General features: G+C 67.4%; 29 protein-coding genes and 1 pseudogene. 8 read left to right on the forward strand and 22 right to left on the reverse strand.

Going from position 1 to position 24,670, the window contains the following annotated elements; all coding sequences use genetic code 11:
* The first annotated feature begins 85 nt into the window (after nucleotides 1-85).
* Nucleotides 86-421, forward strand: coding sequence for a DUF3140 domain-containing protein (locus tag ACYVIO_RS41615; RefSeq protein WP_460656541.1), 336 nt, complete (start codon nucleotides 86-88; stop codon nucleotides 419-421).
* A gap of 56 nt (nucleotides 422-477) precedes the next feature.
* Here the strand turns inward: ACYVIO_RS41615 and ACYVIO_RS41620 are convergent, their stop codons facing one another.
* The 5 genes from ACYVIO_RS41620 to ACYVIO_RS41640 all read right to left on the reverse strand — a co-directional run bounded on the left by ACYVIO_RS41620 (nucleotide 478) and on the right by ACYVIO_RS41640 (nucleotide 4,457).
* Entirely contained in the window at nucleotides 478-807 is a 330-nt protein-coding gene (locus ACYVIO_RS41620) for a DUF427 domain-containing protein (RefSeq protein WP_460656542.1), read from the reverse strand.
* 25 nt (nucleotides 808-832) lie between these two features.
* Entirely contained in the window at nucleotides 833-1,726 is an 894-nt protein-coding gene (locus ACYVIO_RS41625) for an SDR family oxidoreductase (RefSeq protein ID WP_460656543.1), read from the reverse strand.
* Nucleotides 1,727-1,802: 76 nt separating this feature from the next.
* Nucleotides 1,803-2,459, reverse strand: coding sequence for a hypothetical protein (locus tag ACYVIO_RS41630; RefSeq protein ID WP_460656544.1), 657 nt, complete (start codon nucleotides 2,457-2,459; stop codon nucleotides 1,803-1,805).
* Nucleotides 2,456-3,520, reverse strand: coding sequence for an NAD-dependent epimerase/dehydratase family protein (locus tag ACYVIO_RS41635; RefSeq protein WP_460656545.1), 1,065 nt, complete (start codon nucleotides 3,518-3,520; stop codon nucleotides 2,456-2,458). Before ACYVIO_RS41635 ends, ACYVIO_RS41630 begins: the two co-directional genes overlap by 4 nt.
* A 67-nt stretch (nucleotides 3,521-3,587) precedes the next feature.
* The gene (locus ACYVIO_RS41640; RefSeq protein WP_460656546.1) at nucleotides 3,588-4,457 is read right to left on the reverse strand and encodes a manganese catalase; all 870 of its coding nucleotides are present in this window, start codon (nucleotides 4,455-4,457) and stop codon (nucleotides 3,588-3,590) included.
* Nucleotides 4,458-4,662: 205 nt separating this feature from the next.
* Here ACYVIO_RS41640 and ACYVIO_RS41645 point away from each other — a divergent pair, with 205 nt between their 5' ends.
* Nucleotides 4,663-5,103 carry a DUF4383 domain-containing protein gene (locus ACYVIO_RS41645; RefSeq protein ID WP_460656547.1) on the forward strand — a complete coding sequence of 147 codons (441 nt, stop codon included), beginning with the start codon at nucleotides 4,663-4,665 and terminating at the stop codon, nucleotides 5,101-5,103.
* A gap of 49 nt (nucleotides 5,104-5,152) precedes the next feature.
* On the opposite strand, the gene ACYVIO_RS41650 is transcribed toward ACYVIO_RS41645, so the two are convergent.
* Together ACYVIO_RS41650 and ACYVIO_RS41655 are read right to left on the reverse strand one after the other, a co-directional pair.
* Entirely contained in the window at nucleotides 5,153-5,986 is an 834-nt protein-coding gene (locus ACYVIO_RS41650) for a SigB/SigF/SigG family RNA polymerase sigma factor (protein ID WP_460656548.1), read from the reverse strand.
* A 135-nt stretch (nucleotides 5,987-6,121) separates the two neighbouring features.
* Nucleotides 6,122-7,132, reverse strand: a complete 1,011-nt coding sequence (locus ACYVIO_RS41655; protein ID WP_460656549.1) for an SGNH/GDSL hydrolase family protein — start codon at nucleotides 7,130-7,132, stop codon at nucleotides 6,122-6,124.
* Between the two features lie 175 nt (nucleotides 7,133-7,307).
* Here ACYVIO_RS41655 and ACYVIO_RS41660 point away from each other — a divergent pair, with 175 nt between their 5' ends.
* Nucleotides 7,308-7,871, forward strand: coding sequence for a hypothetical protein (locus ACYVIO_RS41660; RefSeq protein ID WP_460656550.1), 564 nt, complete (start codon nucleotides 7,308-7,310; stop codon nucleotides 7,869-7,871).
* Here the strand turns inward: ACYVIO_RS41660 and ACYVIO_RS41665 are convergent.
* The 5 genes from ACYVIO_RS41665 to ACYVIO_RS41685 form a co-directional block, all read right to left on the reverse strand.
* Nucleotides 7,863-8,156, reverse strand: coding sequence for a hypothetical protein (locus ACYVIO_RS41665; RefSeq protein WP_460656551.1), 294 nt, complete (start codon nucleotides 8,154-8,156; stop codon nucleotides 7,863-7,865). The two genes, ACYVIO_RS41660 and ACYVIO_RS41665, sit on opposite strands and share 9 nt — an antisense overlap.
* Nucleotides 8,157-8,199: 43 nt before the next feature.
* Nucleotides 8,200-8,850 carry a HemK2/MTQ2 family protein methyltransferase gene (locus ACYVIO_RS41670; RefSeq protein ID WP_460656552.1) on the reverse strand — a complete coding sequence of 217 codons (651 nt, stop codon included), beginning with the start codon at nucleotides 8,848-8,850 and terminating at the stop codon, nucleotides 8,200-8,202.
* Nucleotides 8,847-9,995: a carboxylate-amine ligase gene (locus ACYVIO_RS41675; RefSeq protein ID WP_460656553.1), complete on the reverse strand. Its 1,149-nt coding sequence runs from the start codon at nucleotides 9,993-9,995 to the stop codon at nucleotides 8,847-8,849. The genes ACYVIO_RS41670 and ACYVIO_RS41675 overlap by 4 nt, the downstream gene beginning before the upstream one ends.
* A 127-nt stretch (nucleotides 9,996-10,122) precedes the next feature.
* Nucleotides 10,123-11,298 carry a zinc-dependent alcohol dehydrogenase gene (locus tag ACYVIO_RS41680; RefSeq protein WP_460656554.1) on the reverse strand — a complete coding sequence of 392 codons (1,176 nt, stop codon included), beginning with the start codon at nucleotides 11,296-11,298 and terminating at the stop codon, nucleotides 10,123-10,125.
* Nucleotides 11,295-11,741 (reverse strand): hypothetical protein, encoded by a 447-nt coding sequence (locus tag ACYVIO_RS41685; protein WP_460656555.1) that lies wholly within the window; start codon nucleotides 11,739-11,741, stop codon nucleotides 11,295-11,297. The genes ACYVIO_RS41680 and ACYVIO_RS41685 overlap by 4 nt, the downstream gene beginning before the upstream one ends.
* Nucleotides 11,742-11,835: 94 nt before the next feature.
* On the opposite strand from ACYVIO_RS41685, the gene ACYVIO_RS41690 reads away from it, so the two are divergent.
* From ACYVIO_RS41690 to ACYVIO_RS41710, 5 genes and pseudogenes are all read left to right on the forward strand, one after another.
* Complete coding sequence (locus ACYVIO_RS41690; RefSeq protein WP_460656556.1) at nucleotides 11,836-13,149, forward strand: APC family permease; 1,314 nt, start codon at nucleotides 11,836-11,838, stop codon at nucleotides 13,147-13,149.
* Nucleotides 13,150-13,271: 122 nt separating this feature from the next.
* The gene (locus ACYVIO_RS41695; protein WP_460656557.1) at nucleotides 13,272-13,829 is read left to right on the forward strand and encodes a hemerythrin domain-containing protein; all 558 of its coding nucleotides are present in this window, start codon (nucleotides 13,272-13,274) and stop codon (nucleotides 13,827-13,829) included.
* A gap of 4 nt (nucleotides 13,830-13,833) precedes the next feature.
* Nucleotides 13,834-14,223 carry a hypothetical protein gene (locus tag ACYVIO_RS41700; protein WP_460656558.1) on the forward strand — a complete coding sequence of 130 codons (390 nt, stop codon included), beginning with the start codon at nucleotides 13,834-13,836 and terminating at the stop codon, nucleotides 14,221-14,223.
* Between the two features lie 87 nt (nucleotides 14,224-14,310).
* Entirely contained in the window at nucleotides 14,311-14,994 is a 684-nt protein-coding gene (locus ACYVIO_RS41705; protein ID WP_460656559.1) for a DUF6766 family protein, read from the forward strand.
* 15 nt (nucleotides 14,995-15,009) lie between these two features.
* A pseudogene (locus ACYVIO_RS41710) lies at nucleotides 15,010-15,138 on the forward strand (ANTAR domain-containing protein); the annotation flags it as partial.
* 45 nt (nucleotides 15,139-15,183) lie between these two features.
* On the opposite strand, the gene ACYVIO_RS41715 reads toward ACYVIO_RS41710, so the two are convergent.
* From ACYVIO_RS41715 to ACYVIO_RS41760, 10 genes are all read right to left on the reverse strand, one after another.
* Nucleotides 15,184-16,062: an ATP-dependent DNA ligase gene (locus ACYVIO_RS41715; RefSeq protein ID WP_460656560.1), complete on the reverse strand. Its 879-nt coding sequence runs from the start codon at nucleotides 16,060-16,062 to the stop codon at nucleotides 15,184-15,186.
* Between the two features lie 518 nt (nucleotides 16,063-16,580).
* The gene (locus tag ACYVIO_RS41720) at nucleotides 16,581-17,075 is read right to left on the reverse strand and encodes an aminoacyl-tRNA deacylase (RefSeq protein ID WP_460656561.1); all 495 of its coding nucleotides are present in this window, start codon (nucleotides 17,073-17,075) and stop codon (nucleotides 16,581-16,583) included.
* Entirely contained in the window at nucleotides 17,072-18,256 is a 1,185-nt protein-coding gene (locus ACYVIO_RS41725) for an epoxide hydrolase family protein (RefSeq protein WP_460656562.1), read from the reverse strand. Before ACYVIO_RS41725 ends, ACYVIO_RS41720 begins: the two co-directional genes overlap by 4 nt.
* Nucleotides 18,257-18,303: 47 nt before the next feature.
* On the reverse strand, nucleotides 18,304-19,437 hold the full coding sequence (locus ACYVIO_RS41730) for an epoxide hydrolase family protein (RefSeq protein ID WP_460656563.1): 1,134 nt from the start codon (nucleotides 19,435-19,437) through the stop codon (nucleotides 18,304-18,306).
* A 44-nt stretch (nucleotides 19,438-19,481) separates the two neighbouring features.
* Nucleotides 19,482-20,150, reverse strand: coding sequence for an NADPH-dependent F420 reductase (locus tag ACYVIO_RS41735; RefSeq protein WP_460656564.1), 669 nt, complete (start codon nucleotides 20,148-20,150; stop codon nucleotides 19,482-19,484).
* A 121-nt stretch (nucleotides 20,151-20,271) separates the two neighbouring features.
* Nucleotides 20,272-21,018, reverse strand: coding sequence for a lysostaphin resistance A-like protein (locus ACYVIO_RS41740; protein ID WP_460656565.1), 747 nt, complete (start codon nucleotides 21,016-21,018; stop codon nucleotides 20,272-20,274).
* Nucleotides 21,019-21,310: 292 nt separating this feature from the next.
* Nucleotides 21,311-22,270, reverse strand: a complete 960-nt coding sequence (locus tag ACYVIO_RS41745) for an SDR family oxidoreductase (protein WP_460656566.1) — start codon at nucleotides 22,268-22,270, stop codon at nucleotides 21,311-21,313.
* 53 nt (nucleotides 22,271-22,323) lie between these two features.
* Complete coding sequence (locus tag ACYVIO_RS41750; protein ID WP_460656567.1) at nucleotides 22,324-22,947, reverse strand: NADPH-dependent F420 reductase; 624 nt, start codon at nucleotides 22,945-22,947, stop codon at nucleotides 22,324-22,326.
* Between the two features lie 55 nt (nucleotides 22,948-23,002).
* Nucleotides 23,003-23,905, reverse strand: a complete 903-nt coding sequence (locus ACYVIO_RS41755; RefSeq protein WP_460656568.1) for a TIGR03619 family F420-dependent LLM class oxidoreductase — start codon at nucleotides 23,903-23,905, stop codon at nucleotides 23,003-23,005.
* A gap of 102 nt (nucleotides 23,906-24,007) precedes the next feature.
* Nucleotides 24,008-24,631, reverse strand: a complete 624-nt coding sequence (locus ACYVIO_RS41760) for an NADPH-dependent F420 reductase (protein WP_460656569.1) — start codon at nucleotides 24,629-24,631, stop codon at nucleotides 24,008-24,010.
* Nucleotides 24,632-24,670: the final 39 nt, after the last annotated feature.

Here is a 24,670-nt window from a genome sequence, read left to right on the forward strand (position 1 = left end):
CGGACCAGCGGAAAGATGGGGCCTCCGGCAAGGAGCCAGCCGCCGTGCACACACCGTCCGCCCTCGACCCCCTAATAGAGGACAGATGACCAGCGACGACACCGACAAGGTCTACCGCGACTTCCGCGACGCGGTGAACATGGCTCCGTCCGAGCTGGAGAAGTGGCTGGACACCGACGAGTCGAAGCAGGTCGGTCAGAAGTCATCCGCGGGTTCGGAGTCTGTCGGTCACCGCAGCGGCCGCCGCATCATCGACCTGCTCGGCAGGAAGAAGGGTGAGCTGACCGATGACGACTTCGGCCACATGAAGAAAGTCGTCGGCTACGTGCACCGGCACCTGAAACAACGGCCTTCCGGCGACGTCACCGAGACCGACTGGCGCTACTCCCTGATGAACTGGGGCCACGATCCCATCAAGTAGCCGCGGAATGCACACACGATCTCCCGCGCGACTACGAAAAGTGCAGCGGTGCAACGCTATTCGGAAGCCTCGCGGTCGGAGACAACGATCTCGACGCCCTTTCCGAACGCGACCCGGTTCTTGACCTTCCGTGCCAACGGCAATGGATGAGGATAGAACCAGGCGGCGTCCGCGTTCGTTGCACCGTTCACCGTAACGACGTAATACGAAGCGATGCCCTTCCACGGGCACAGCGACTTGGTCGAGCTCGGCGTGAAGTGCTCCGGTCGCAGCGATGAGTCCGGAAAGTAGTGGTTTCCTTCAACCACTACAGTGTCGTCGCTTTCCGCGAGTACCACTCCCTTCCACACAGCACGCACCACTGCGGGCACCAACTTCCTCGTCATGATCCCAGGACGTAGCCGTACGCGATCAGGGCAGCGGCTGGCCTCCGGTCACGCCGATACGTTCGCCGGTGATGTAGCTGGACTCCTGCGAGGCCAGGAACACGTACGCCGGCGCCAGCTCGGCCGGCTGACCGGCGCGACCCAACGGAGTGTCCGCGCCGAACTCGTCCACCTTCTCCGCCGGCATCGTTGCCGGAATCAACGGAGTCCAGATCGGGCCGGGGGCAACGGTGTTGACCCGGATCCCCTTGGGCGCCAACTCCTGCGCCAGGCCCTTGGTGAAGTTCACGATCCCCGCCTTGGTGGTCGCGTAGTCCAGCAGGTTCGGCGACGGCTGGTAGGCCTGGATCGACGAGGTGTTGATGATGCTGCCGCCCGGCTTCAGATGCGGCACGGCGGCCTTGCACAGCCAGAACATCGCGTACAGGTTGGTCTTCAGCACCCGGTCGAACTGTTCCGAACTGATCTCCCCGATCCCGTCCTGCGACATCTGGTACGCCGCGTTGTTGACCAGGATGTCGAGCCCACCCAGCTCGCCGACGGCGCGGTCGATGATCTCCTGACAGTGCGGCTCCTCGCAGATGTCACCCGCGACCAACACTGCCTCGCGCCCCTCGGCCTCGATCAGCTTGCGCGTCTCCTGCGCGTCAGCCTCCTCCGACTCCAAGTACGAGATCAGCACATCGGCCCCCTCCCGCGCGAACGCCAGCGCCACGGCCCGGCCGATCCCGGAGTCCCCGCCAGTGATCACCGCCCGCTTGCCGTCCAGCTTCCCGGTGCCCCGGTAGCTGTCCTCACCGTGGTCCGGCCGCTGGTCCATCTCCCGGGTGCGGCCGGGATGCCGGATCTGCTCAGGCCCCTGCGCCTCGGCGCCGGGATGCTGGGTCGTCGGGTCTTCCGGCTGGTGCTGGTCAGACATCATCAGGCTCCTTCGACGTACGGCGTGTTGCTTCCGCGGTACCCACCTCGTCACTCCTGACTCTCGGGGCGAAGGGCTAGCCGTCACCACGGCCGTGACGGCTGCCCTGATACGCGAGTTCGCGCAGTTGCCGCAGCCAAGGCGGTCCGGGCAGCGCGCCGGGTGGATGGTTGAGAACTGGGTCGAAGGTGTGCACCTCGGCACGCGGTGAGAGCAGGTTCACCGTGCCGATCTCGAGCCAGTTCGCGTCCGCACCGCTGATCGAGAGCGTGAATCTCGACGGCCATTGCGTATGCAGACCTGTCAACGACGCGTGGCCTGCCGACCCGTCGGTCGGGGTGAGCGTCAGCCACCAGGGCCTTCCGGCGACTTCGTACGGCGCGAGCGAGCTGTAGCGGACAGCGTTCCAGTCCGGTGAGGGCACCGGGATCCAGCGGCTCAGCCTCCCGTGGCCGGCGGTCGAGAACAAGAAGTCCCACGGGTCGCCGGACGGCCGGATCCTGAGCGCGATGCCCAGGACATCGGGCCAACCTCCCGGCGTACCGGCGCCCTTCGACAGTTGGATGTCGGCCGAATGATCGCCTTTCGGCAGCAGGGCGTTGACGATGCCGACGACAAGTTGGCCGGCGAAACCGACGCGTTGCGGGTGAACGCCCGGGGCATGCCGCAACCGCGCCAGCGCGGAAAAGACGGAGGAAACGCCCGATCCTGGCAGGCCCACCGGGTCTGTCACGGTTCGCGCCGGTGGCTCACCGGGCCGCGGCGCACCAGGTCCGACAGCGAGCCCAGGACCGTGCGGCGACGCAGTACGTCTGTCGTGCCGGAATCGGCGCGGCGCATGCCCGCGACGGTTTCCTCGAGCACGGCTCGGGCGTCCTTCGTCGGTTTCCAGCCGAGATCATCGCGGGCCCGGGTGCAATCGAGCGTCGGTACGGCGTACCCGAGATCCAGCCAGCCGGGCGAAACCGGCTGCAGCCGCGCGTGCCAGGCGGCCGCCATCGCCGTACGAACTACCGGGAACGGCACCGGCACACGGCGGGCGCCGAGCACCTCGGCGATCATCTCCGCCGACGCCGGTACGGCGGCCGCGAGATTGAACGCGCCCGCGGCGCCGATCTCCAGGATGCGTGCGATCGCATCGGCGACGTCGTCAGCATGCACCATCGACAACGTCATCCCGTCCGGCAGCGGCAGCACCGGCAGCACGTTCACAGTGGCAGCGGGGAGGAACGCCGGCAGGCCATATCGCAGCAGCGCACTCCCGGCCGAAGCCTGTCCGATGATGCCCGGCCGTAACCGCGCGATCACCGGGGCGTCCATCGAGCGCTCGAAGTCGTCGAGCAACCGCTCCGCCGCAACCTTGTGCCGGCTGTACGACGACGTCGGCACCGCGGCCACCGGCCAGCTCTCGTCGACCGGAGCACCATCACGCTTGGGCGCGTAGGCGCCCACCGAAGACATGTGCACCACATGCCTGACCCGTTCCGCCGCGACCGCGTCGAGGACCCGTTGCGTGCCACCCGCTCCGACCGCCTCGAGATACTCCACCTGGTGTGACGGCTGGAACGCCCAAGCCAGGTGGACGACCGCGTCCGCGTTCCGCATCGCCCGCCGCAGCGACGGGCCACAATCGCCGCGAGACAAATCGATCGACCACCAGCTGACCTCGTCGGCACCCGTGCGTTCGGGAACTCTGCGTGCGATCCCGACAACGTCGTACCCACCGGACCTCTGCAGCCGCCTGGTCAGCGCGGTGCCGACGCTGCCGCTGGCACCGGTGATGACAACTCGCATCTCTCTCCCTCGACACATCGAGCACGTGGTCCGGCCGCGCCGCCCCGTTCGGCGCCGCCGCGACGTACTACTTCTTGGCGTTCTTCACCGCGGCCTGGGCCTTGCCCTTCACGGTGCCCTTCACGTCCTGGACGGCCGAGTAGGTGCCGTAGAGCAGCGGATCAGGCGCCGGTGCGGTGCCCGGGCCTCCCAGCGGTTCAGGATCGGCCAGGTACTCGAGCGGGTCGTCGCCCTTGGTCCAGCCACCCTTCTTACCGTCGGTGCCGTCCGACAGCCGCCAGATCGTGTGGTTGTGCTCCTGGTTCTCCTCGTCGAAGAAGGCGTTGGGAACGATCGAGGTCTCCAACCCGTCGGCCTCGAGCTCCTCGATGGCCTTGAGCCACTGCTTCTGGTGCACCGTGTCGCGGGCCAGGTTGAACTGCAGCATCGCCTTCACGCCCGGGTCGTCGGTCATGTTGTAGAGCCGCGCGGTCTGCAACCGGCCCTGTGCCTCAGCCGCCGCGTTCGCCCGGAAGTCGGCCAGCAAGTTGCCACTAGCAACGATGTAGCCGCCGTTCCAGGGCACACCTTGGCAGTTCGCTGGCAGGGCTCCGCCGCCGGCCATGATCGCCTGCAACGGATCCATTCCGCCGAGCGTGGCGGCCATCACCGGGTCCTTGACCGCCTCGGCGGTCATTGTCGCCGGGGCGCCCTCCAGCAGCCGTGCGACCATCGTCGCCAGCATCTCCACATGACCGATCTCCTCGGTCGCCGTGTCCATCAGCAGGTCCTTGTACTTGCCTTCAACGCGGCAGTTCCAGCCCTGGAACAAGTACTGCATCGTCACGCTCATCTCGCCGAACGCGCCACCGATCAACTCCTGCAACTTGCGCGCGTAGACCGGGTCCGGCCGTTCTGGTTTCGCCTCGAACTGCAACCGCTTGGTGTGACGGAACATCGGGGTCTCCACTTCCTCGGGGAGGCGCCCCTGTACCCCGGCAACCACCCGGCACCACCATGAAATCAAAGAATTTTCGAGCTCCTCGGCCGTGACTAGCGCCCTCCGCGCGGGGTACCGGAGCCGCCCCGCCGGGCACCTCCGTCCGGTGAACTTCGCTCACACCAGGAGGGCCGCGCTCATGTCGCAGGCCAGCACCAACAGCATGACCGCAACAACGCTCCAGAAGGTCGCTACCGCGGTAGCGGTCGTCTTCCTCGCGGTCGGAGTCCTGGGCTTCGTCCCAGGGATCACCACCAACTACGACACAATGATGTTCGGCGGCCACCACTCCGAGGCGAAACTGCTCGGAATCTTCCAGGTGTCCATCCTGCACAACATCGTCCACCTGCTGTTCGGCATCGCCGGCCTCGCCCTGGCCAGGACGTTCTCCGGCGCGCGCACCTACCTGATCGGCGGCGGCGCCGTCTACCTCGTGTTGTGGATCTACGGTCTGGTGATCGACCAGACGAGCGCGGCCAACTTCGTCCCGATCAACACCGCCGACAACTGGCTGCACTTCTTCCTCGGCCTGGGCATGATCGCCCTCGGTGTCGCGCTGTCCCGCGACGTACGCCGCACCAGCGCAACTCACAACGCCCGCTAAGGATTCCTCGATGCGGCGCCTGGCGGAGTCCGCCGCCAGGCGCCCGGGCTCACGCTGTGGCGTGAGCCGTCTCGAGGCGTTCTCGCAAGGTGGCGAGGATCTTGGCGAGCAGCCGGGAGACCTGCATCTGGCTGATTCCCAGCTCCAGTCCGATGTCGGACTGCTTCCAGTTCTCGATGAAGAACAGTTCGAGAATCCGCCGGTCGCGCCGGTCCAGCTCGCCGATCAACGGGCTGAGTTGATCGATCGTCTCGATCCGGCGCAGCCTGGGGTCCTCGTCGTCGGCGATGACATCGACGAGCAGCAACTCGTTGTCCGTATGGCCGACCGGCCGATCCAGCGAGAGCACGTTGAAGCAGCCCCGGGCGGCCTCGGCCTCGCGGACCTGATCGCTGTCGACCCCAAGCCGGTCAGCGAGCTCGTCCACGGACGGCTCGCGGCCGAGCTCCTGGGCGAGCAACGGCAGCACCTGGGAGATCTTGCCCTGGAGATCCTGCAGCCGGCGGGGAATGCGAACGGTCCAGCTGTAGTCGCGGAAGAACCGTTTCACCTCACCGCGGATCGTCGGTACGGCGTACCCGATGAAGGGCACGCCGGTCTCGAGTCGGAAGCTGGTGGCCGCCTTCATCAGTCCGAGGCAGGCGACCTGCTCCAGGTCTTCCGCCTCCACTCCGCGGCCGTTGAACCGCCGCGCGATTCCGCGGGCGATCTCGAGATTGAGCTCGACGACCTCTTCAAGCAGGTGCTGACGTTGCGCGTTGTCGGAAACCAGAGCTCTGGTACTGAGCAATTCGTGGGTCGCCGCCTCGCGCAGCGCGCGTTGCTCGGACGAGGAACAGTCGACGGGAACAGTGGATCGATCAACAAGTGGTGCAGTGAGCATCGGCGTGACCTCGCGCGGAGTGAGTCACGGCGCGGCCTCGTCTCCGGACCACGGTCATTGGGCAGTGCCGCCGGGTGCAACGACCACTGCCCGCTCGGTGCCCGCGCCGACGCCCGGCAAACGCCGAAGTTTCCGTCAGCGAGGCGTGAACAGCGCGGCCTGGGCCAGTCGGCGGTCCAGCTGTTCCTTCGTGTCCGGAAGGCGGAGCAGATCGGCTGACGTCTGGCGGTGGGAGTCAAGGAGGGGTGCCCAGTTCGACTCTTGGGTCATGCGGCCCGACAAGAGTTTCACCAGCAGGTCGGCCACGGCGGTCTGCTCCTCGGCGCGGGGGTGGTAGCTGGCCGCCTTCAGCGGATCGGTCTGCTGGCCCTGGATCCAAGCCTTGTCCTTGGCGCACACATCATGACCCTCAGAGGGTTTGAAGATGTCGAGGTACTTCGTGCCGCCCTGTTTGGCCGCGTCCTGGATTGCCTTGTTGAGCTCGGTCTCGGTCGAGTTCAGGTAGGCGTAGTCGCCCTTGGCCAGCGGCAGGTCCGGGCAGTTGCCCTTCGGCGGCGCGATCCGCGGGTAGCCGACCAGCACGATCGTTGCCTTGGGCGCAATCTTGGCCTTGACGGTCTTGAGTAGCTCAACGAGCCGGGTCTTCGTCTTGGCGACGTTCTCCTTCAACTGGTCCTTGCCGCCGGCGGTGAACTGCTTCTTGCACGGAGCCCCGTCCGGGTCGGACTTCTGCAGCCCCGGGCAGACCGCGAGCAGATCGGCGAACAGGCCGAAGTCGTTCGCCCCGAGCCCGATCGTGACCAGATCCGTCTGCTTGGTCAACGCGTCCATCTGCGGCGGGACGAACCCCGCCGGAGTCGCCTGCGCGGTCTTGACGTGCGTGGTGTCGGCGCCGCCGCAGCTGACGTCCGTCACCTTCGGCACCTTGAGCTTCGGCGCCGCCAGCGCCGGGTAGTTCCCACCACCCGAACGCAGGCACCCAAGGTTCCCCAGGTCGAGCGGTGGCACCAAGGGCGCTGCCGTGTACGAGTCGCCGAGGGCGACGTAGTTCTTGAAGCTCGGTGCGGCTTCCGTGGCGGCAGCCAGACCACCGGCGGGCAGCAGAGCAGCCACGGTCAGGACGACGGTCGAACGACGGACTCTCATGAAGCCTCCAGAAGTGGATGGCAGGAGGCGGCCCGCCGGAACTGTCGGTAGGAACGTGCTGCACTACATCGCCATCACGGCGCCCCTGTACCCACAGTCAGCCAAGTCAGTCACACTCTGTTTAGCGACGATCACTCAGGGCACCGGCGAGACGGGCGAGTGAACGGGGCGAGCCATGGGTGACGGCATCGAGCGAGTGCTCGGACAGACCGCGTACGACGCGCGCGGCGCGAAGGTCGGCGCGATCATGGCGTTGCACAGCTGCGCCGTCAGCGGAGCGATCGAGTGGGCCACGGTGGTTCGTGGAGTCGCGAAGTCCTCACAGGCCCTGGTCCCGCTGGTGGGAGCCCGGATCGCGGAGGACGGCGTCCATCTCGCCGTACTGCGCCGCCTCGTCCGGCGCGCGCCGACCGTGGCGATCGATGGTCCCCTGCCGCCATCCGACCAGGACCGCCTCGAGGCGCACTACGGTCTGCGCCGGACGACCCGAAAAGGCGTGGAGACCGAATCTGCCCGTGTGGTGGTCCGTCACTCGTCGGGAACGGCGTACCAACCGCTCGGAACCCGCCGGCACCGTGAGCGACCGGCGGGCCGGCCGAGGCTGCGCCGGCACGAACGCGAGGCTCCCCATCGGGGCATCGAGGTGCTCGGACCGGATCGACACCGTAACCGGCCGCTCTTTGAACGGCTTCTGCGCCTTCTAGGCTGGATCCGGGCCGGCCTCCGAAGGTTACCGTGACCCCTTCGACAGGGAACTCGACTTCCCGGTGTCGCTCGGCGCTGTCAACCGTAACCAGATCAGCCGGGACACGTCGACGCCGGCGACCGCGCTCCCGAGGATCGCCACGTACCGACGCATCGAGGCGACCGACGGGCCGTCGTACCAGGTGATCTGCCAGCCGGCACCCGGACCACGGCGGGCGCTGACCGAGGTGTTGGTGACCACCGACAGCTGGTGAGCGAAGCGGCAGACCAGATGCGCCTGGTCCTGGTGCCGATGGGAGGTCGAGAAGGCGGTACTCATGAAGGTGTTTCCCCACAGAAAACGCGGGTCCGGTTTGGCGCAGTCAGCGCGCCACCGGGGAGCTCGCTCGGATGACCACGACGTCTTCTTCGTCAATGGCAGATGGGATCGTGCCTGCGGCTTGCTGGGCTCGCATTAACGGGCCCAGCGGCCCTCGGGTGCGTGTGCGGACCTCGACATCGAGCAGGCCGGCTGCACGGAGACGTTCCACAGTGGCATCGGTGCCGATGAGGGACGAGTGCACGAGCAGCAGCACTCCACCGGGCCGCAGGTGGGCAGGGGCACCGTCGCACAACGCGTCGAGGATGATCCGGCCGTCGTGACCCGCCTCCCACGCACGGCTCGCTCCCCGGCGAGGCACCTCAGGCCTCGACGAGGGCACGTACGGCGGGTTGCTGACAATCAGGTCGAACCGTTCACCGGCCACTGGCGTGAAGCCGCAGCCCCGCAGCGTCCGGATGCGGAGGCCGGCCCTGGCCGCGTTGAACCTGACCGTCAGCAGTGCGCGGCGGGAGACGTCGATTGCGGTCGTAGTAGCGCCGCACCCGGCAGCGGTCAGGGCGAGAACACCGCTGCCCGTGCAGACGTCGAGAGCCCACGCGCCCGGGCTGATGGTCTCCTGGCAGATGGCATCGGCCAGCATCCACGAGTCGGAGATCGGAGCGAAAACGCCAGGCAGGGTCAGCAGCTTCATCCGGTGAACACCTCCGCGAGCCACGGGACAACGCCCGCTGGACCGAGCGCTCGGAGATGGTCCACCGGCGGGTCCTCCACCATCGCCCGTACCTCGTCCAAGTTGCCCAGCGCGAAGGGTTCGGCGAAGTCGATGAGGTCGTGCAGAACGCGACGAGTGGGTCGGGACTCGCCCGTGCGGAGGTCGAGCAGTTCACCGCGCACACCGTCGCGGAGCGCGGCCCACCGGTTCTCGGCGATCCTCCAGCTCGGTGCCGGCGGCGGAAGCTTGCCCAGACGGTGCAACTCGGCGAGCCCGGCGCCCAGCGGATGGACGAACCGAGTGATCGCGCTGGTGCTGTCGACGGTCGCCTGTACGTCGAGAACGCGCAGCTCGAGCGTGCCGTACCGCACGTGCGGCCGCAGCTCCCACCACCACTGCGATGCGTCGGGACCGGTCCCACTGCACGCCAGCCAGGCGAGGTCCTCGGCGAAGTGCTCCCAGGACGCGACGATCGGCGGAACTCCCTGGCGAGGAAGCTCGGAGGCAATCACCGGGCGCACCGAGCACAGCCCGGTGTCCCGCCCGGCGATGAACGGAGACGCCCCGGCCAACGCGGCCAGCTCCGGCAGAACATCACGCATCGCGTTGTAAACGCCCAGCGTGCTGTCGGCATCACCAAAAGCCAGGTGCACCTGCAACGACGAGACCAGTTGCCGTCCGAGAACTTCGCGGTAGCGGACGCCGAGCTCGGCCACTCGCTCGGTCGGCGAGAGCTGGGCGGGTCCGTCGAGCAGAGGATGCACAGGGGCGGCGATCATCGCCTGGTGCGGGTCGCAGGCGGCGCTGAGCAGTGCTCGGCACGCGCGCAACTCCTCGATGGCTCCGGCCACGTCCTCGTGGACCGAGGTCGCGATCTCGACTTGGCATGCTGCCAACTCCGGCTTCACCCGAGGGTCCGCGGTGCGCGCCACAACGGGTGCTGCATCCACAGGCAACCAACTCCCGCGGTGCACCAGCAACAGCTCTTCCTCTAAGCCCACCGTTCCAGCGACGGTGCTCGAGAACAAAGTACGGAGCACTTCGACGTCGATCGGCCGCCGGGCATCGCTTCGGCAACCCACAGTGGAGTGATCGAATTTCGCGGCGGTCATGCGACCTCCCATGAACACCGGGCACCAAAGTGCCGACAGTACCGAGGCTCCCCTCCGAACCCCGGGCCTTCGGTACCCAGTGCTAGGCGCACCAACCTTCAGCGGCGTCTAATTGTTGATGGTCGCCGGCAAGCTTTCATCAGCTGCCGGGGAGGAAGACCGAGCGAATGTTCTGATCGGTCTTCTCCTTGAACATCCGATAACCACGTGGTCCCTCGGACAGCGGCATCGTGTGCGTGGCGAGGTGCTCGGTCACCAACTCCCCGCGCTCCATTCGCTCCAGCAGCATGGGGATGTACCGCTGGCCGTGCTGCTGCGCCCCACGGACGGTAAGGCCCTTGTTGATCACCGCGCCGAGCGGAAACTTGTCGACGAACCCGCCGTACACCCCGAGCACAAACACCGTCCCACCCTTGCGACAGTTGTAGATCGCCTGCCGTACGGCGGTCGGACGGTCGGTCTGCAGCCGCAACTGCAGCTTGACCTGGTCGTAGAGATACGCCGGGCCATCGCTGTGTGCCTCCATCCCGACGGCCTCGATGCAGACGTCCGGACCGCGCCCACCTGTCCGCTCCTTCAGCTCAGCGCTCACGTCGGTCTGCTCGTAGTTCAACGTCTCGCAGCCGACGTACCGGCGAGCTGATTCCAGGCGGTAGTCGAAGCGATCGATCACGATGACCTGGTCGGCGCCGAGCAGCATCGCCGCCCGCGCCGCCATCTGCCCCACGGCACCCGCGCCCCACACGGCGACCACGTCCCCGCCCTGGACGTTGCCGAGATCAGCACCCATCCAGCCGGTCGGCGCGGAGTCGGAGGCGAACAGCGCCCGCTCATCGCTCACCCCGTCCGGGACCTTGAACGCACCGATGTCGGCGTACGGGACCCTGATGTAGTCCGCGTGGCTGCCGGCCCAGCCGCCCATCGCGTGCGAGTAGCCGAAACAACCACCGGGGTTGGCGCCCCACAGCGCGTCGCTGATGCCGGGATTCGTGTTGCCGTTGTCGCAGCTGGAGTAGAGCTCGTTCTTGCAGTACCAGCACTTGCCGCACGAGATGAACGAGCACACCACGACTCGATCACCGACCTGGTGACGCCGTACGTCGGAGCCCTTCTCGACCACTTCGCCGATGAACTCGTGGCCCAGCACGTCGCCCTTCTCCATGAAGGGAATGTATCCGCCGATCAGATGCAGGTCCGACCCGCAGGTGACGGTCCGGGTGACCTTCACGATCACGTCGCCAGGGTTTTGGACCGAGGGGTCCGGTACTTCCTCGACGCTGGTCTTGTCGACGCCCGTCCACAGCAAAGCCTTCACAGCCGTCCCTCCCCTCGCGCGTGCGCCGTCGCCTTGCGCAGCGGCGCGTTGAACGGTGTCGGCTCGGTCGTCGAGTTCCGATCGGACTCGAGCACCCAGCCGACCTCGAGCAACTGCTTGGACTCCCGGAGCGCGAGGCGCAGGTCCTCCAGGCTCGGATTCCCCGGGGCGTCGGCGTCCCGCAGACGTACTGCGATCTCCGTGCCCTTGTCGCTCGGAGCCGGCGACAGCCGAACCTCGACAGCGTCGCCTAGCTCGACGAGCGGCCGAGGCAGCAGATCGCCGATCTCGTCGATCCCTTGGTAGACGGTGACGACCCGCCACCGCCGAGGATCGGAGTGACCCGATCCGGAGCGATCACGGCTCAGCGCTTTCCGCGCCAGCAACCCGGCACCGCCGGTTGCCGTGACACCGATCAGCAGACCCTTGACACGCCAGTTCATGGCGACTCCTCTCGACGTTCGGCCCGCTGTACCCGCCGCCGCGAGCGCTAATCCGGCGAGTCGTCAGCCGGTGAAGCAGTGGGTACAGGGAGGCATGGCTCTGCGACGAGAAGTGACCACCCCGCTGCTCTACCTGTTCATCCTGGGCGACATCCTCGGCGCCGGCGTCTACGTTCTGGTCGGACAAGTAGCAGCCAAGTCCGGCGGCGCGGTCTGGCTCCCACTGGTCCTCGCCCTGGTGCTCGCCCTGCTCACCGCGACGTCGTACGCCGAACTGGTGACGAAGTACCCCCGCGCCGGCGGCGCCTCCTACTACTCGCACCGGGCCTTCGGGCCGTTCGTCGGGTTCCTCACCGGGTTCTGCATGCTTGCCGGAGGCATCGTGTCGGTCGCCGCGCTGGCCCGCGCCTTCGGTGGTGAGTACCTGGCCGAGTTCGTCACCTCGCCGCCGGCACTGGTCGCCCTCGTCTTCCTGGCCGCCCTCGCCGCGCTGAACGCCTACGGCATCAAGGACTCCTTGCGCGCCAACATGGTCGCAACAGCTATCGAGGTGTCCGGCCTGCTGCTGGTCGTCGGCCTCGGAGCCTGGGTGATCGCCCGAGGAGACTCTGATCTCGGTCGGCTCACACAGGTCGGTACGTCGAGTGGCGGGGTCGTCGCCGCGACGCTCAGTGGCGCCGTTCTCGCGTACTACTCCTTTGTCGGTTTCGAGACCTCGGTCAACATCGCCGAGGAGACCAAGGATCCGCGGCGCTCATATCCCCGCGCACTCTTCGGCGCACTCGCGACCGCGGGTGTCGTCTACTTGCTCGTCGGCATCGTCGCGAGCGCCGCCGTACCGACCGACGAACTCGTGGAATCCAGCGGTCCCCTCCTGGAGGTGGTCCGCGCCGCAGGCGGCGTACCGACCTGGATCTTCAGCGCCGTCGCTCTGGTCGCGGTCGCGAACGGCGCCCTGCTCACCGGCATCATGTCCTCCCGACTCGCCTACGGAATGGCCCGGGACGGCCTACTCCCCCACGCCCTCACCCGGCTTCTCCCGGGCCGCGGTACACCGTGGGTCGCGATCGCCGTCACCAGCGCGCTCTCCCTCCTGCTCGCCCTGACCGGCGAAGTCTCACAACTCGCTTCCACGCTGGTGCTGCTCCTGCTGGTCGTCTTCACCTCCGTCAACCTTGCCGTCCTGGTCCTCCGACGCGAACCGGTCGGCGACGACCACTTTCGCGCACCCACCGTCATCCCCGTCCTCGGCATCGCCTCCTGCCTCTTGTTGTTCACGCAGATCGAGGCCGGCGTCTGGCTACGCGGCGGAATCCTGATTGCCGCGGGCCTGATCCTCGGCCTGATCGCAGCCCGCAAGTCCAGCACTCGACGCCAACAGCAAGCCGATGCCGAGACCAGGGTTTGATGCCCAACACCCATCAATTCCACGGCACCGCGGCCGAGTGTGGTGATTGAGCTGGGGGGTACCGGTTCGGCAGCTCCGGTGTTACCGCACCGGCAGTTCCTGAGCGAGAAGGGATCACCACCATGGCGGGCGATGTCGTCGATCTGATCATGCAGGACCACCGCGAGGTCGAGCGACTGTTCGACGAGCTGAAGGACAACCCGGAGAAGCGACCCAACCTGGTGCCGGTACTCACCACGCTGCTGTCGGCGCACAGCCGCGCCGAGGAGTCCGCGGTCTACCCGGCAGCCGCCAAGGAGGCAGACGAAGCCGACGACGTGGCCCACAGCCAGCAAGAACACGTCGAAGCCGACCAACTGCTCGAGAAGCTCGGCAAAACCGACCCGACCTCGGCCGCCTTCGACAAGGTCCTGCAGAACCTCGTCGACGCCGTCACCCACCACGTCGAAGAGGAAGAGACCAAGGTCCTCCCCGGCATGCGCAAGAACCTCACCGACGAACGCCGCGCCCAGCTCGGCGAAGCCTTCGCCGCCAGCCGCAAGCAGCACCTCGGCGACCAGCCCGAAGACATCACCCGCGACGAACTGTTGCAGCAGGCCCGCAACGCCGACATCTCCGGCGTCTCCTCACTCGACAAGGACGACCTGAAGAAGAAGCTCCAGGACGAGTCCGAGGAATAACCCGATGCGCAAGGCAATGATCGTGGTGAGCACGGTGCTGCTCACCACGACCGCCTGCAGCTCCGGTCCGTCAGGGGCCTCGTCGACGGCCGCAGAGCGGTTCTACCAGGCGATCGAAGCCGAGGACGGTGCCACCGCCTGCTCACTGCTGGCACCACAGACCCGGAGCGAAGTCGAAGAGTCTGGGGAAGCGGCGTGCGACAGCGCGATCCTGGATGAAGACATCCCGACTGGCGGCGAAGTGACCGACCTGCACCAGTACGGCACCCAGGCGCAGGTGCGGCTTCGCGGCGACACAGCCTTCCTCGCCGAATTCGACGACGGCTGGAAGGTCGTCGCGGCGGCCTGTACGGCGCGCGGCGAACAGCCCTACGACTGCAAGCTCAAGAGGTGACCGGCCGATGCGCGTGGTGTTCGCCGCCTACCTGGCGGTCGTCGTACTAGGCCTGGCGTTCTTCTTCGTTCTGGGGGTGATGAACCGGTGAAACGGCTTCATCGCTTCTTCCGGAGCAACTCGCTCAGCCTGGGGTTCGGAGCCCTGTTCCTCGCCGCCCTGATCGGGCAAGCCTTCGCGGGCCTGGCCGAGTTCAACAACCAACAGGTCGCCGAGGGCCTGGCGACCGTGGACTTCGCTCGCTACGTGACCTCGGCCGACTTCGCCGTCGACGTCACCGAGAACTGGCAGAGCGAGTACCTGCAGTTCCTGCTCTTCATCATGCTGACCGTCTGGTGGGTACAGCGCGGCTCCCCCGAATCCAAACAGCTCGACGAACGAGGCCGCGAGTCCGACAAGGAACAGAAGATCGGCAAGTACGCACAAGCCGACTCGCCACGGTGGGCGAAGACCGGCGGGTGGCGCACCAAGATCTTCTCCTCGTCCCTCGGGCTGTTGATGGCGACGATCTTCCTGGGCTGCTGGCTGGTGCAATCGGTCGCCGGCTGGTCGACGTACAACGAACAGCAGCTCAAGCAGCTGCAGGACCCGCTCTCCTGGCTGTCCTACCTCGGCTCAGCCGACTTCTGGAGCCGAAGCCTCCAGAACTGGCAGTCCGAGTTCCTCGCCGTTGGATCCATGGCCGTGTTCAGCATCTACCTACGCCAACGCGGCTCACCGGAGAGCAAGCCTGTCGGCACTTCGCACGACTCCACCGGCATCGCCGGCTGACCGTCCACCTAGATCTTGATCGGTCAGCTGCGCACAGCGCTGTCCGATCGCGTCGTGATCGAACAGGCCAAAGGCGTCTTGGCCTACACCGACGACCTGACGGTCGATGCTGCGTTCGACCGCCTCTTGGCACTGGCCAGCGACCGTTGTCGGAAATCGCCGCCGACGTCGTCAACGCCGTCGCCTCTCCTACGGCGCCCTGACCACAGGGCCGGTGTCAGGAAGTGCGGGTACGTCCGCCGGGACCAGGTCAGGGCGATACCGGATCAACCGCAGCGGGTGCCGGTAGTGGCCGGCCTGCAACGCCGCGTCGGCGGCCACCTCGACCACCACCGCCGGGCGGACCTTCACGATCGGGGTCTTACTGCCCCGGCCCCAGTGCGTGCTGATCTGCTCCGGCCACGGATGCCGCGCCCCGGCCGGCTTCAGCAGTTGCCCGATCGCGACCGACTGCGCGTCGGTCAGCTTCACCGTCCGCCCGACTACCTCGAGCTCCTTGCCCCGATATCGCCCGACGACCAGCACCTCAGGGCGCCGCAGCGACCCAGTCACGGCACCGATGATCGCCTCGACGGTGTCGCGCGTCTTCCACTTCACCCACTCCCGCCGCCCGGGTTGGTACCGACTGGTCGCGCCCTTGACCACCAGACCCTCGACACCGGAGGCCTTGAACGCCTCCAGCCATTCGCGTGCCTCAGCGACGTCGTCGGTCACCGGCGACAGCTGCAGCGGAGGCCGCCACGCCCTCGCGAGAGCTTCGAGCCGGTTACGGCGGGCCGTCCACCGCATCGGCCGCACATCGACGCTGCCGACAGCGAGTAGGTCGAACACCACCAACGACGCAGGCTGGGCCGATACGAGGCGCCGCCGTACCGTCGCGGCAGTGTTCACCATCCGCGCCTGCAGCGCGTCGAAGTCCATCCGCTCCCCGGTCCACACCACCAGCTCGCCATCCAGCACACAGTCGGTGCCGACCTGGTCAGCCGGCGCCGCCTGGATGTCGGGAAACTTCGCGGTGAAGTCCTTGCCGTTGCGCGACCACAACCGCACCTCGCCGGCCCGGCACACCGCGCCGACGCGGCTAGTTGACTGAACTCTTCGCAGGCGGCGATTGGCGCTGTCGGTGCGCGGCTGGAGAGGGTATGCCGGTGTCAGATGTCGCGCTGGGTCGCGTGGTGAGGTTCAAGCAGGGGCTGCCGTGGCGGTGCTGTTTCCCGACGGTGAGCACCTGGTGGCCTCGGAGCCCCTGCGGGATATCGCGGCGTCGGATTGCTCGGTGGCGACGCTGCGCAGCTACCCTCGGCCCGGTCTGCGAGCCGCGTCTGCCCGATCCGTGGCCGTCGGCCACTTCGAACACCCCGCCCAGACCTGTTGCTCGCACGCCAGTGTGACCGACCGATTCCTGCAGCATTCGGAGCGGTCCGCGGACGTCATGTCTGCGGAGCCTCGCCGTTTGTCGCAGGCGCTCAGGCGTGCGCGCCCTGGAAGCCCGAGCGTTTGATGCTGACGGGCAGTGGTGGTGGTGGTGGAAGCCACCTGCAGACCTTCTGAAGGAACGTACCGGAATCCGAGACCGGGCGTGGAGGTCAGTGAGGCGATTCCTCAGCGCTGATGTCGGTGACAGTCGCGCCGTAGGCGGCGACCAGGGCGTCCGCGTCGACGAAGGCGACGCGCCCGCCCGTCCCCGTGCCCACGGCGATACGGCGGCCGACTATTCGCTCGTCGGCGACGACCGGCCAGGCCGTGGTCGACCCGATCGGCGTGACGCTGTGCCGGTAGCCCGTCGCGTCGAGGGTCATTCCATCGTCGGATATCCGCAGTTTGTTGACGCCCACCGCCGCGCGGAGCTTCGGCCATGAGATCTGGCGGCCGCCGGGGATCAGCGCAAACAGGAAGCTTCCATCGTGCCGCTTCACGACAAGCGACTTCACGATGTCGCCCGGCTCGATGCTGAGCAGTTCGGCTACCTGTGCGAGACTCTGCGCCTCCAGGTGCTCGACGATCACAACGTCGAGTCTGCGCGCGACCGCGTCCGCCTCGAACCGCTCCGCGCCGTCCATCAAACGATCTGCGTCGCTCATTCCTCCACCTCTCGGGCCTGAGCACGTAGGGTGCGCAGGCCGCTGCGGATTTCGCTGATCAGGATCTCGGGCTGTTCCAAGGCCGCGAAGTGCCCCCCCTTGTTGGCCTCGCCGTAGTGGATCAGATTGCTGTAGGTGTCTTCGATCCAGCTTCGTGGCAGGCGCGGGATGTCCTTGGGGAAGACGGTCACCGCGACCGGAAGCGCCAGCTTCGGGCCGGCCAGAGTGCCCGATCTGTTCTCCCAGTAGATGCGACCGGACGACGCTGCGCTGTTGGTGAACCAGTAGAGGGATATCGCGTCGAGCATGTCGTCCATGCTGAGGGCGTCCTCGGGGAGCCCGTGGTTGTCGGTCTTGGACTGGAACTTCTCGTAGATCCAGGCTGCCTGACCAGCGGGAGAGTCCGCCAGGGCGAACCCGACAGTCTCCGGCTTCGTGCCCTGAAGGTGGTTCGACCCGCCGAGTTCGCCGGTGTAGAGGGCGAGGGTCTCCACGGCGTAGCGCTGCTCGGGCGACAAGGCGTCGGGTATCTGCGCGGGAAAGGCGTACTGGGTGTTCAGATGAATTCCGAGAAGCCCCTCAGGTTGCATGGCCCCGAGGGCGGTGGTGACGACCGCACCCCAATCGCCGCCTTGCGCGACCCATCTCGTGTAGCCGAGACGCTTCATCAGCTCCAGCCAGGCGCTTGCGATGCGCGGAACGGTCCACCCGGTCTCTGTGGGCTTCTGGGAGAAGCCGAACCCGGGGAGCGACGGGACGACGACGTCGAATGAATCGGCGGCGTCTCCTCCGAACGAAACCGGATCGGTCAACGGGCCGATCAGCTTCAGGAACTCGACGATCGAGCCCGGCCATCCGTGCGTGAGTATCAGCGGCATCGCGTCGGGATTCTTGGACCTGACATGGATGAAGTGGATGTCCAGCCCATCGATCTCGGTCAGGAACTGGGGAAAGCGATTGAGCTCGGACTCGAAGCGCCGCCAGTCGTAGCCGCGCTCCCAGTAGTCGACCAGAGATTTGGCGTTCTCCACACGAACCCCTTGCGACCAGTCGCCCACCGTTTCCGGATCCGGCCATCGAGTTCTGGCCAGTCGCTGCAACAGGTCGGCGAGCTCCGAATCCGGGATCGAGACGGTGAACGGGCGGACGAGGGTCGAGGTCGAGCGCATCGGTGCGGTCATTGCCTTCTTCTCCTGAGCTTCGAAGCACAGCGCAACTCTTCATTGCATCAGCGCAGTTGGCGGAAGAACTCGGTGATGTCGTCGGCGAGCAGTTCGGGCTCTTCGTGGGCGGCGAAGTGTCCGCCGCGTGCCATCGACGTGTACCGGGTGATGTTGTAGGTGCGTTCGGCCCAGGAGCGCGGGGGCTGGGTGAGGTCGGCGGGGAAGACGGCGAGGGCGGTAGGCACTTCGACCTTTTCGACGCGCCGGGTCAGGCCGCGGGCGTACTCGTAGTAGGGCCGGAACGACGTCGAGATCGTGCCCGTGAACCAGTACAGGGACGCCTGGGTGAGGACGAAGTCGTCGGTGAACCGGGACGACAGGTCGCCGCCCGAGTCGCTCCAGGCTCGGTATTTCTCGACGATCCAGGCCAGCAGGCCTGTCGGAGAGTCGGACAGAGCGTGGGCCAGGGTGAGCGGGCGGGTGTTCTGCTGATGCTGGTAGCCGCCCTCCTCGGCACTCCAGGTGGCGACCTGGTCGAGGTAGGCCTGTTCGTCCAGGGTGAGGCTGGCAGCGTCGTACTGCGGAGGGGCGGCGACGGCGAGCAGGTGGATGCCGGCCAGCGACTCCGGATAGGCCTCACCCAGACGTGAGGTGATCCCGGCGCCCAGGTCGCCGCCGTGGGCGGCGTACCGGTCGAAGCCGAGCTCGTCCCGCATGAGCCGGTGCCAGATCTCGTGAGTCTGGAGCGTCGGCGGGAGGGCCGGTCGTTGCGGCGAGAACGCGTAGCCGGGCAGCGACGGGACGACAACCGTGAACGCGTCGGACGAGTCGCCGCCGTGCTTCGACGGCTCCGCGAGACGCCGGGCGAGGTCGGTGAGCTCCAGGAAGGTGCTCGGCCAGCCGTGGGTCAGGATGATCGGCAGGGCGCCGGGCCGCTCGCCGTCGAACCGGAGGTAATGGACGGGCGTGCCGCCGATGGCGGCCGTGTGGTGCGGCAGAGCGTTGATCCGCGCCTCGTGGGTGCGCCAGTCATAGCCTGTGGCCCAGTACTCCGCCAGGCGGCGAACCTCAGTGCTGTCGGCCCCCGCTTCCCAGCCATCAACGGGCCACCGGGTGGGCCACCGGGTGGCCCGTAGCCGCGCGCGCAGGTCTTCGAGTTCTGCGTCGGTCACCGCGATCAGCGGCGGGTGGTCGATCATGGGCCTCTCCTGGTCGTGCTCACGCGGCTTGCGCCAGCTTGCGGTTATCGGGTTGCGGCGGCCAATGCCGCGCGGATGGCGTCCGCGTCGGCCGGCTGGCCCTTCTCGTTCGAGGGCGGCCCGTACGGGGTTCCCCACACAGGTGTGCCCGTCGCCTGCCGCCAGCTGTCGGCCAGCGGTCCCGCGTCCACCACGCTGTACCCGATGGATGCGATGAACTCGGTCACCGCCGCCTTCGCCTGCGCGGAGTCCCCGGCGATCGGTAGGTACGAGCGATCGGCCGCCCCCGCCGGGCGGGCGAGGGACAGCAGGTGCTTGAAATAGATGGTGTTGAACGCTTTCACGAGCCCGGCGTCAGGGATGTACCGCAGTAGCAGCTCGCTCGAGGTGAGCGACGTGCCGTCGAGCTCGGGGATGTGCCCATCACGCTCGGGGCCGTAGTTGCACGTGTCGATGACCGTCTTCCCCACCAGCGGCGCCGCGGGCACGTCGGGGAACGCGGTGACCGGAACCGTGACCACGACGATGTCACCGGCCGCCGCGGCCTCCCCGCTCGTCGCCGCGGTCGCCCGCGGCCCCAGCTCCGCGACCGTGTGCGTGAGTGTCTCGGGGCCGCGCGAGTTGCTGAGCACAACCTGGTGGCCGGCCTCGACGGCAAGCCGCGCGATGGTGCTGCCGATGGATCCGCTTCCGATGAATCCCACAGTTGTCATGTTCTGAGCGTCCCTCCAGAAGAGCGTCGTCCCGGCCGTACCGGACTGACGTGCGATGGGCTTTCTGCCGTCAGCCGGCGGAGAAGTAGTGGCCGTTGTCCAGATCGGTGAGGAGGTTTGGTCAGCGGGAGAGATTGTCGGCCACGTCCGCCCGGGCGGGGCGACGGACGGGGACCACGTGACCACGCCGGTAGGCCAGCCACATGAACACGCCGGTGGCCACGACGCCGAACACCACCGCGAAGATACTGGCCTCCGGTCCGAAGTCGCCGCCCGTGACCAGCGTGGGACCTGACATCGTCGCGTCCAGCAGGCCCTGGGCGGTGTTGCTGCCGGACACCTCTGTGCTGAAGATGGCGCTCGCGGCGATGTTCCAGCCGAAGTGCAGACCGATCGGCACCCACAGCTTGCGAGTGGCGATGTACGCGGCGGTCAGCATCCCGCCTGCCTCGATGGCGATAGCGATGGCACCCAACAGGGTGGCGTTCGCGTTGGCCAGGTGGAGCAGGCCGAACAGCGAGCCGGTCAGCGCGAGCGCGATCCAGGTTCCGGTCCAGCGCTCGACGTTCCGGAACAGGGCACCGCGGAAGACCAGTTCCTCGGTCACGGCCGCACCCACCATGATACCGAGCAGGGCGACGGCGCTCGCCGGCGCGCCCAGGCCGTTGATCGTGTAGTCACCGAAGGCGGCGATGTTCGCGATGACCGCCCCGAACAGCGCGACGCCGAGCAGCGTGCCCCGGCCGACTGCGGCACCTGATCCCTTCCGCGACACCTCGACGGGGTCCCGGTGCTCGGTTCGCCGTACCACCCAGCCATAGACCAGGACCGCGACGACGGCCGTCAGCAGGCCGGCGACGAGCGCCAACCAGGGAGTGTCCTTCACCGCGGCCGTGCCCAGATTGCCAAGGATCCAGACTGCCGCAACCGCCAAGAGCTGCCATACCAGACGCACGATGACTCCTTTGTGAGATGTGCCGGAGCAGCAGTCCGCTCGAGGTGAGCGAGAAGCTGTCGAGCTCGGCAATGTGCCCGTCACGATCGGGGCCGTCATTGCATGTGTCGACGACCGTCTTTCCCGCCGGTGGAGCGGCGGGCACGTCGGGGAAGGCCGTGAGGGCGAGCGGCGCGATCGTGCCGCCGCAATGAGGTCTCTGCCCTCAGATGGCGGGTACGTCAGCTGACGGGAAGTAGTGGCCGTTGTCCAGATCGGCGAGCAGGCTGGGCTGAGCGGGTGCCCAGCCGAGGGTCCGGCGGGTGACGAGGTTGGACGTCGGGTAGCTCTGATTGACCACGTTCGCGAGGAACCCGAAGTATCCCGGCAGCATCAGTTCGTCCAGGGGCACGCTCACGGCGGGCAGGTTCAGGCGGCTGCCGATGGCCTCGGCGATCTCGCGGAACGGGATGCCCCCGTCCTCAACCGCGTGCCAGTACTTGCCGGCCGGGCCCTTCTCCAGCGCCAGGCGGAACAAGGAAGCGAGGTCGCGGGCGTGTACGGCGTTCCACAGGTTCGTGCCGTCTCCGGGGTAGCCCGCGAAGCCCTTGTCCTTCGCCAGCGCGATCAGCGTGGGCAGGAAACCGGCCCGATCGGTCGTGTCGTGCGCGATGTTGGCAATGCGCACGACCGAGGACCGCACTCCCCGCTCGGCGAGGCCGATGACGGCGGTCTCCACGACGTTACGAGCCCGCAGAGTGCCCTTGTGCTCGTCGCCGACGGGAAGGGCCGGGTCGTCCTCGGTGGCCGGCCGGCCCAGGTCCCGCCCGTTGCCGGGCGAGCCGATGCTCCCCGCCGCGACCAACGGCTTCCCTGTTCCCGCGAGCGCCTCGCCGTACGCGAGCATGATCGGAAGCTCCGCGGCGGCCACGGCATCGATCCCGCCGGACGGCAGCAGGTCCTGCCGGTGCGCGACGTGAATGACGCCGTCGGAATCCGCGGCCGCCTCCTTGAGCCCGTCGAGGTCCTGGAGGTCGCCGCGGCGGACCTTCGCGCCGAGCGCGGACAGCACCGTGGCCGCCGTGTCCGACCGTGCCAGGCCGGTCACCTCGTGCCCGGCGGCGACGAGCTCGGGAATGATGAACGAACCGGAATGGCCGGTCCCGCCAGTGACGAAGACGCGCACGCTACTGCTCCTTATGAGTGATGCGTCAGAAGAATTGGTGGTGTGGGGTGCGCTCAGGCGGGGAAGTCGACGCGGAGGGCGACGTCGAAAGTGCCCGCGCCGTTGCGTGCCAGGCCCATCAGCAGCGGCCCGACCCCTTCCAGCCAGCGAGCCATCTCCAGGCCGCCGACGTCGAGGGGACGCAGTCCGAGGCTCTCGATGAACGCCGACACGCTCGCCTTGGCCGCCGCGTCATCTCCGGCGAAGAGCACGTCCAACTGACCCTCCTGGACGAGGACGTGGCCGAAGACGGTGTTGAACGCCTTCACGACGTGCGCGCTCGCCGGGGCCGCCTTGGCGACCTCCTGCGCACCGGACATGCCCTCAGGAGTGAGCAGCCCGGTGGCGTCGGCGTTGAAGGTGTTGGAGATGTCGATGATGACCTTGCCGGCCAGCGCTTCCCCGTACTGCGTAATAACCGGTACGGCGCTGGTGTAAGGCACGGCGAGGACGACGATGTCGCCCACAGGGACGGTGCCGAAGGTCGCCGCCGTTGCCCCGGCGCCGAGTTCGGCGGCCAGGCCCTTCGCCTTGGCCGGGTCGCGGCCGATGAGCTCGACGGAGTTACCGCCCGAGACCGCGCGTGCGGCGATGGCGTGGGCCATGCCCCCGAGGCCGATGAAACTGATGCTACTCATGTTGAGTGCTCTCTTTCTTGGGTGGTCGTTTCTTCGGTGGCCGTTGCCTCGGTGGTCACAGCCGGCCGGTACGTTCGATCACCTGGCCGGCGAAGTCGAGCAGCTGGTCAAGGCTGGTGAACATTGCGAAGGCATCGAAGTACGCCTCATCAACACCGGAGTCGGCGTAGCGCTTCAGCTGGTCCGCGACCGAGTCGACGGACGTGCCCGGCTCGAGGTTGATCCGCATGGCCGTCTTCAGTGCGTTGGGATCGCGGCCGGCGTCCTCCGCCGCTCGACGCGCGATCGACCACAGTCGGCCGGCGCCCTCGTCCTGACTGCTGATCGACGCGGTGGGCGCCGGCCCTTCGACCCCGAGCCAGCCGACCCCGCTGCGGCCGACTCTGCGCATCGCGGCCTCGCTGGCACCGCCGATCCAGATGGGTGGCCCGCCCACTTGGACCGGACGAAGGCCGGCGTGGACCGGTGGCATGGTGAAGAACTCGCTGTCCCAGGACACGGGACTGGTTGTCCACCACGCGTGCAGGAACTCCAGCATGTCATCGAGCAGCTTGCCGCGCCGGTGCCAGTCCGCGTTGCGGGCCACGTCGTACTCCTGCTTCATCCAGCCCAGCCCGACCCCAACACCGAGGCGGCCGTCGCTGAGCACGTCGAGCGTGGTCAGCTGCCGGGCCAGGTGCGGCGGCTCGTAGTAAAACGTGCTGAGCGTGCTGGTGTTCAGGCGCATCCGGCTCGTCGCCGCCGCGGCGACGGTCAACAGCAGCACCGGGTCGAAGGAGCGGGCCATCTGCGGCCCTAGGGCCAGATAGTTGCTGCCCACATCAACCGGCGTGACCAGGCGATCGCCGATCCACAGGGCGTCGTAGCCAAGGTCCTCGAGTCCGCGGACGAAAGCGCTCAGGGCGGAGGCGTCACTGACGGAGGGCCCGACAACGGGAATCATGAAACCGAGCCGCATTGCGATGAGCCTCCTCCGGCGAAATTTTCGCCACTATTGATTTCCGACATCTGCGAATCGGTGGAACCCGTCAGAGCGCACGGCATTCTGTTCGCCGACTGCTCAGCCGTTGACTTCGTTGACGCCGAGGGCGAAGTTCCCGTGGCCAACTCCGTTGCCAGCGAGGCCTACCGTGACCACGCCCATCCCTTCCAGCCAGTGGGCCATCTTCAGCCCGCCGACGTGCAGCGGGCGCAGTCCGAGGCTCTTGATGAACGCCGCCACGTCCGCCGTGGCCTGCGGGTTGTCGCCGGCGAAGAAGACGTCGGGCCGGCCCTCCGCCAGGACGCTACGGAAGATGGTGTTGAAGGCCTTGAACACCATGGCGCTGGCCGGGGCCACCTTGGCGACCTCCTGCGCGATTGAGATCGGCTCGCTGTGGGCCAGACCGTCGAACGCGGCGTTGAACGGGTTGCTGATGTCGACGATGATCTTGCCCGCGAGGGCGTCTCCGTACTCGGCGACGGCCGGAACGACACCGGCGTACAACACGGCCGTGATGACGATGTCCCCGGCCGGGACGGCACCCCACTGACCTGCCGTGGTGCCGCCGCCCAGAATCTTGGCCAGGTCATCGGCCTTGGACTGATCGCGTGCCATGATCTCGACGGTGTTGCCGCCCGCCACTGCGATCGTGCCGATCGTGCGGGCCATGTTCCCCGCACCGATGAACGTGATGCTGCTCATGAGCTGTGCTCTTTTCCTGTTCTCGAGGCGCCCGTTCTC

It is taken from the genome of Kribbella endophytica (genome assembly GCF_054781295.1).

Coding starts and splice junctions, on each gene's coding strand:
- ACYVIO_RS41615 (WP_460656541.1), top strand. CDS start 86: ATGACCAGCGACGACACCGACAAGGTCTACCGCGACTTCCGCGACGCG.
- ACYVIO_RS41620 (WP_460656542.1), bottom strand. CDS start 807: ATGACGAGGAAGTTGGTGCCCGCAGTGGTGCGTGCTGTGTGGAAGGGA.
- ACYVIO_RS41625 (WP_460656543.1), bottom strand. CDS start 1,726: ATGTCTGACCAGCACCAGCCGGAAGACCCGACGACCCAGCATCCCGGC.
- ACYVIO_RS41635 (WP_460656545.1), bottom strand. CDS start 3,520: ATGCGAGTTGTCATCACCGGTGCCAGCGGCAGCGTCGGCACCGCGCTG.
- ACYVIO_RS41640 (WP_460656546.1), bottom strand. CDS start 4,457: ATGTTCCGTCACACCAAGCGGTTGCAGTTCGAGGCGAAACCAGAACGG.
- ACYVIO_RS41645 (WP_460656547.1), top strand. CDS start 4,663: ATGACCGCAACAACGCTCCAGAAGGTCGCTACCGCGGTAGCGGTCGTC.
- ACYVIO_RS41650 (WP_460656548.1), bottom strand. CDS start 5,986: ATGCTCACTGCACCACTTGTTGATCGATCCACTGTTCCCGTCGACTGT.
- ACYVIO_RS41655 (WP_460656549.1), bottom strand. CDS start 7,132: ATGAGAGTCCGTCGTTCGACCGTCGTCCTGACCGTGGCTGCTCTGCTG.
- ACYVIO_RS41660 (WP_460656550.1), top strand. CDS start 7,308: ATGGGTGACGGCATCGAGCGAGTGCTCGGACAGACCGCGTACGACGCG.
- ACYVIO_RS41665 (WP_460656551.1), bottom strand. CDS start 8,156: ATGAGTACCGCCTTCTCGACCTCCCATCGGCACCAGGACCAGGCGCAT.
- ACYVIO_RS41670 (WP_460656552.1), bottom strand. CDS start 8,850: ATGAAGCTGCTGACCCTGCCTGGCGTTTTCGCTCCGATCTCCGACTCG.
- ACYVIO_RS41675 (WP_460656553.1), bottom strand. CDS start 9,995: ATGGGAGGTCGCATGACCGCCGCGAAATTCGATCACTCCACTGTGGGT.
- ACYVIO_RS41685 (WP_460656555.1), bottom strand. CDS start 11,741: ATGAACTGGCGTGTCAAGGGTCTGCTGATCGGTGTCACGGCAACCGGC.
- ACYVIO_RS41690 (WP_460656556.1), top strand. CDS start 11,836: ATGGCTCTGCGACGAGAAGTGACCACCCCGCTGCTCTACCTGTTCATC.
- ACYVIO_RS41695 (WP_460656557.1), top strand. CDS start 13,272: ATGGCGGGCGATGTCGTCGATCTGATCATGCAGGACCACCGCGAGGTC.
- ACYVIO_RS41700 (WP_460656558.1), top strand. CDS start 13,834: ATGCGCAAGGCAATGATCGTGGTGAGCACGGTGCTGCTCACCACGACC.
- ACYVIO_RS41720 (WP_460656561.1), bottom strand. CDS start 17,075: ATGAGCGACGCAGATCGTTTGATGGACGGCGCGGAGCGGTTCGAGGCG.
- ACYVIO_RS41725 (WP_460656562.1), bottom strand. CDS start 18,256: ATGACCGCACCGATGCGCTCGACCTCGACCCTCGTCCGCCCGTTCACC.
- ACYVIO_RS41730 (WP_460656563.1), bottom strand. CDS start 19,437: ATGATCGACCACCCGCCGCTGATCGCGGTGACCGACGCAGAACTCGAA.
- ACYVIO_RS41735 (WP_460656564.1), bottom strand. CDS start 20,150: ATGACAACTGTGGGATTCATCGGAAGCGGATCCATCGGCAGCACCATC.
- ACYVIO_RS41750 (WP_460656567.1), bottom strand. CDS start 22,947: ATGAGTAGCATCAGTTTCATCGGCCTCGGGGGCATGGCCCACGCCATC.
- ACYVIO_RS41755 (WP_460656568.1), bottom strand. CDS start 23,905: ATGCGGCTCGGTTTCATGATTCCCGTTGTCGGGCCCTCCGTCAGTGAC.
- ACYVIO_RS41760 (WP_460656569.1), bottom strand. CDS start 24,631: ATGAGCAGCATCACGTTCATCGGTGCGGGGAACATGGCCCGCACGATC.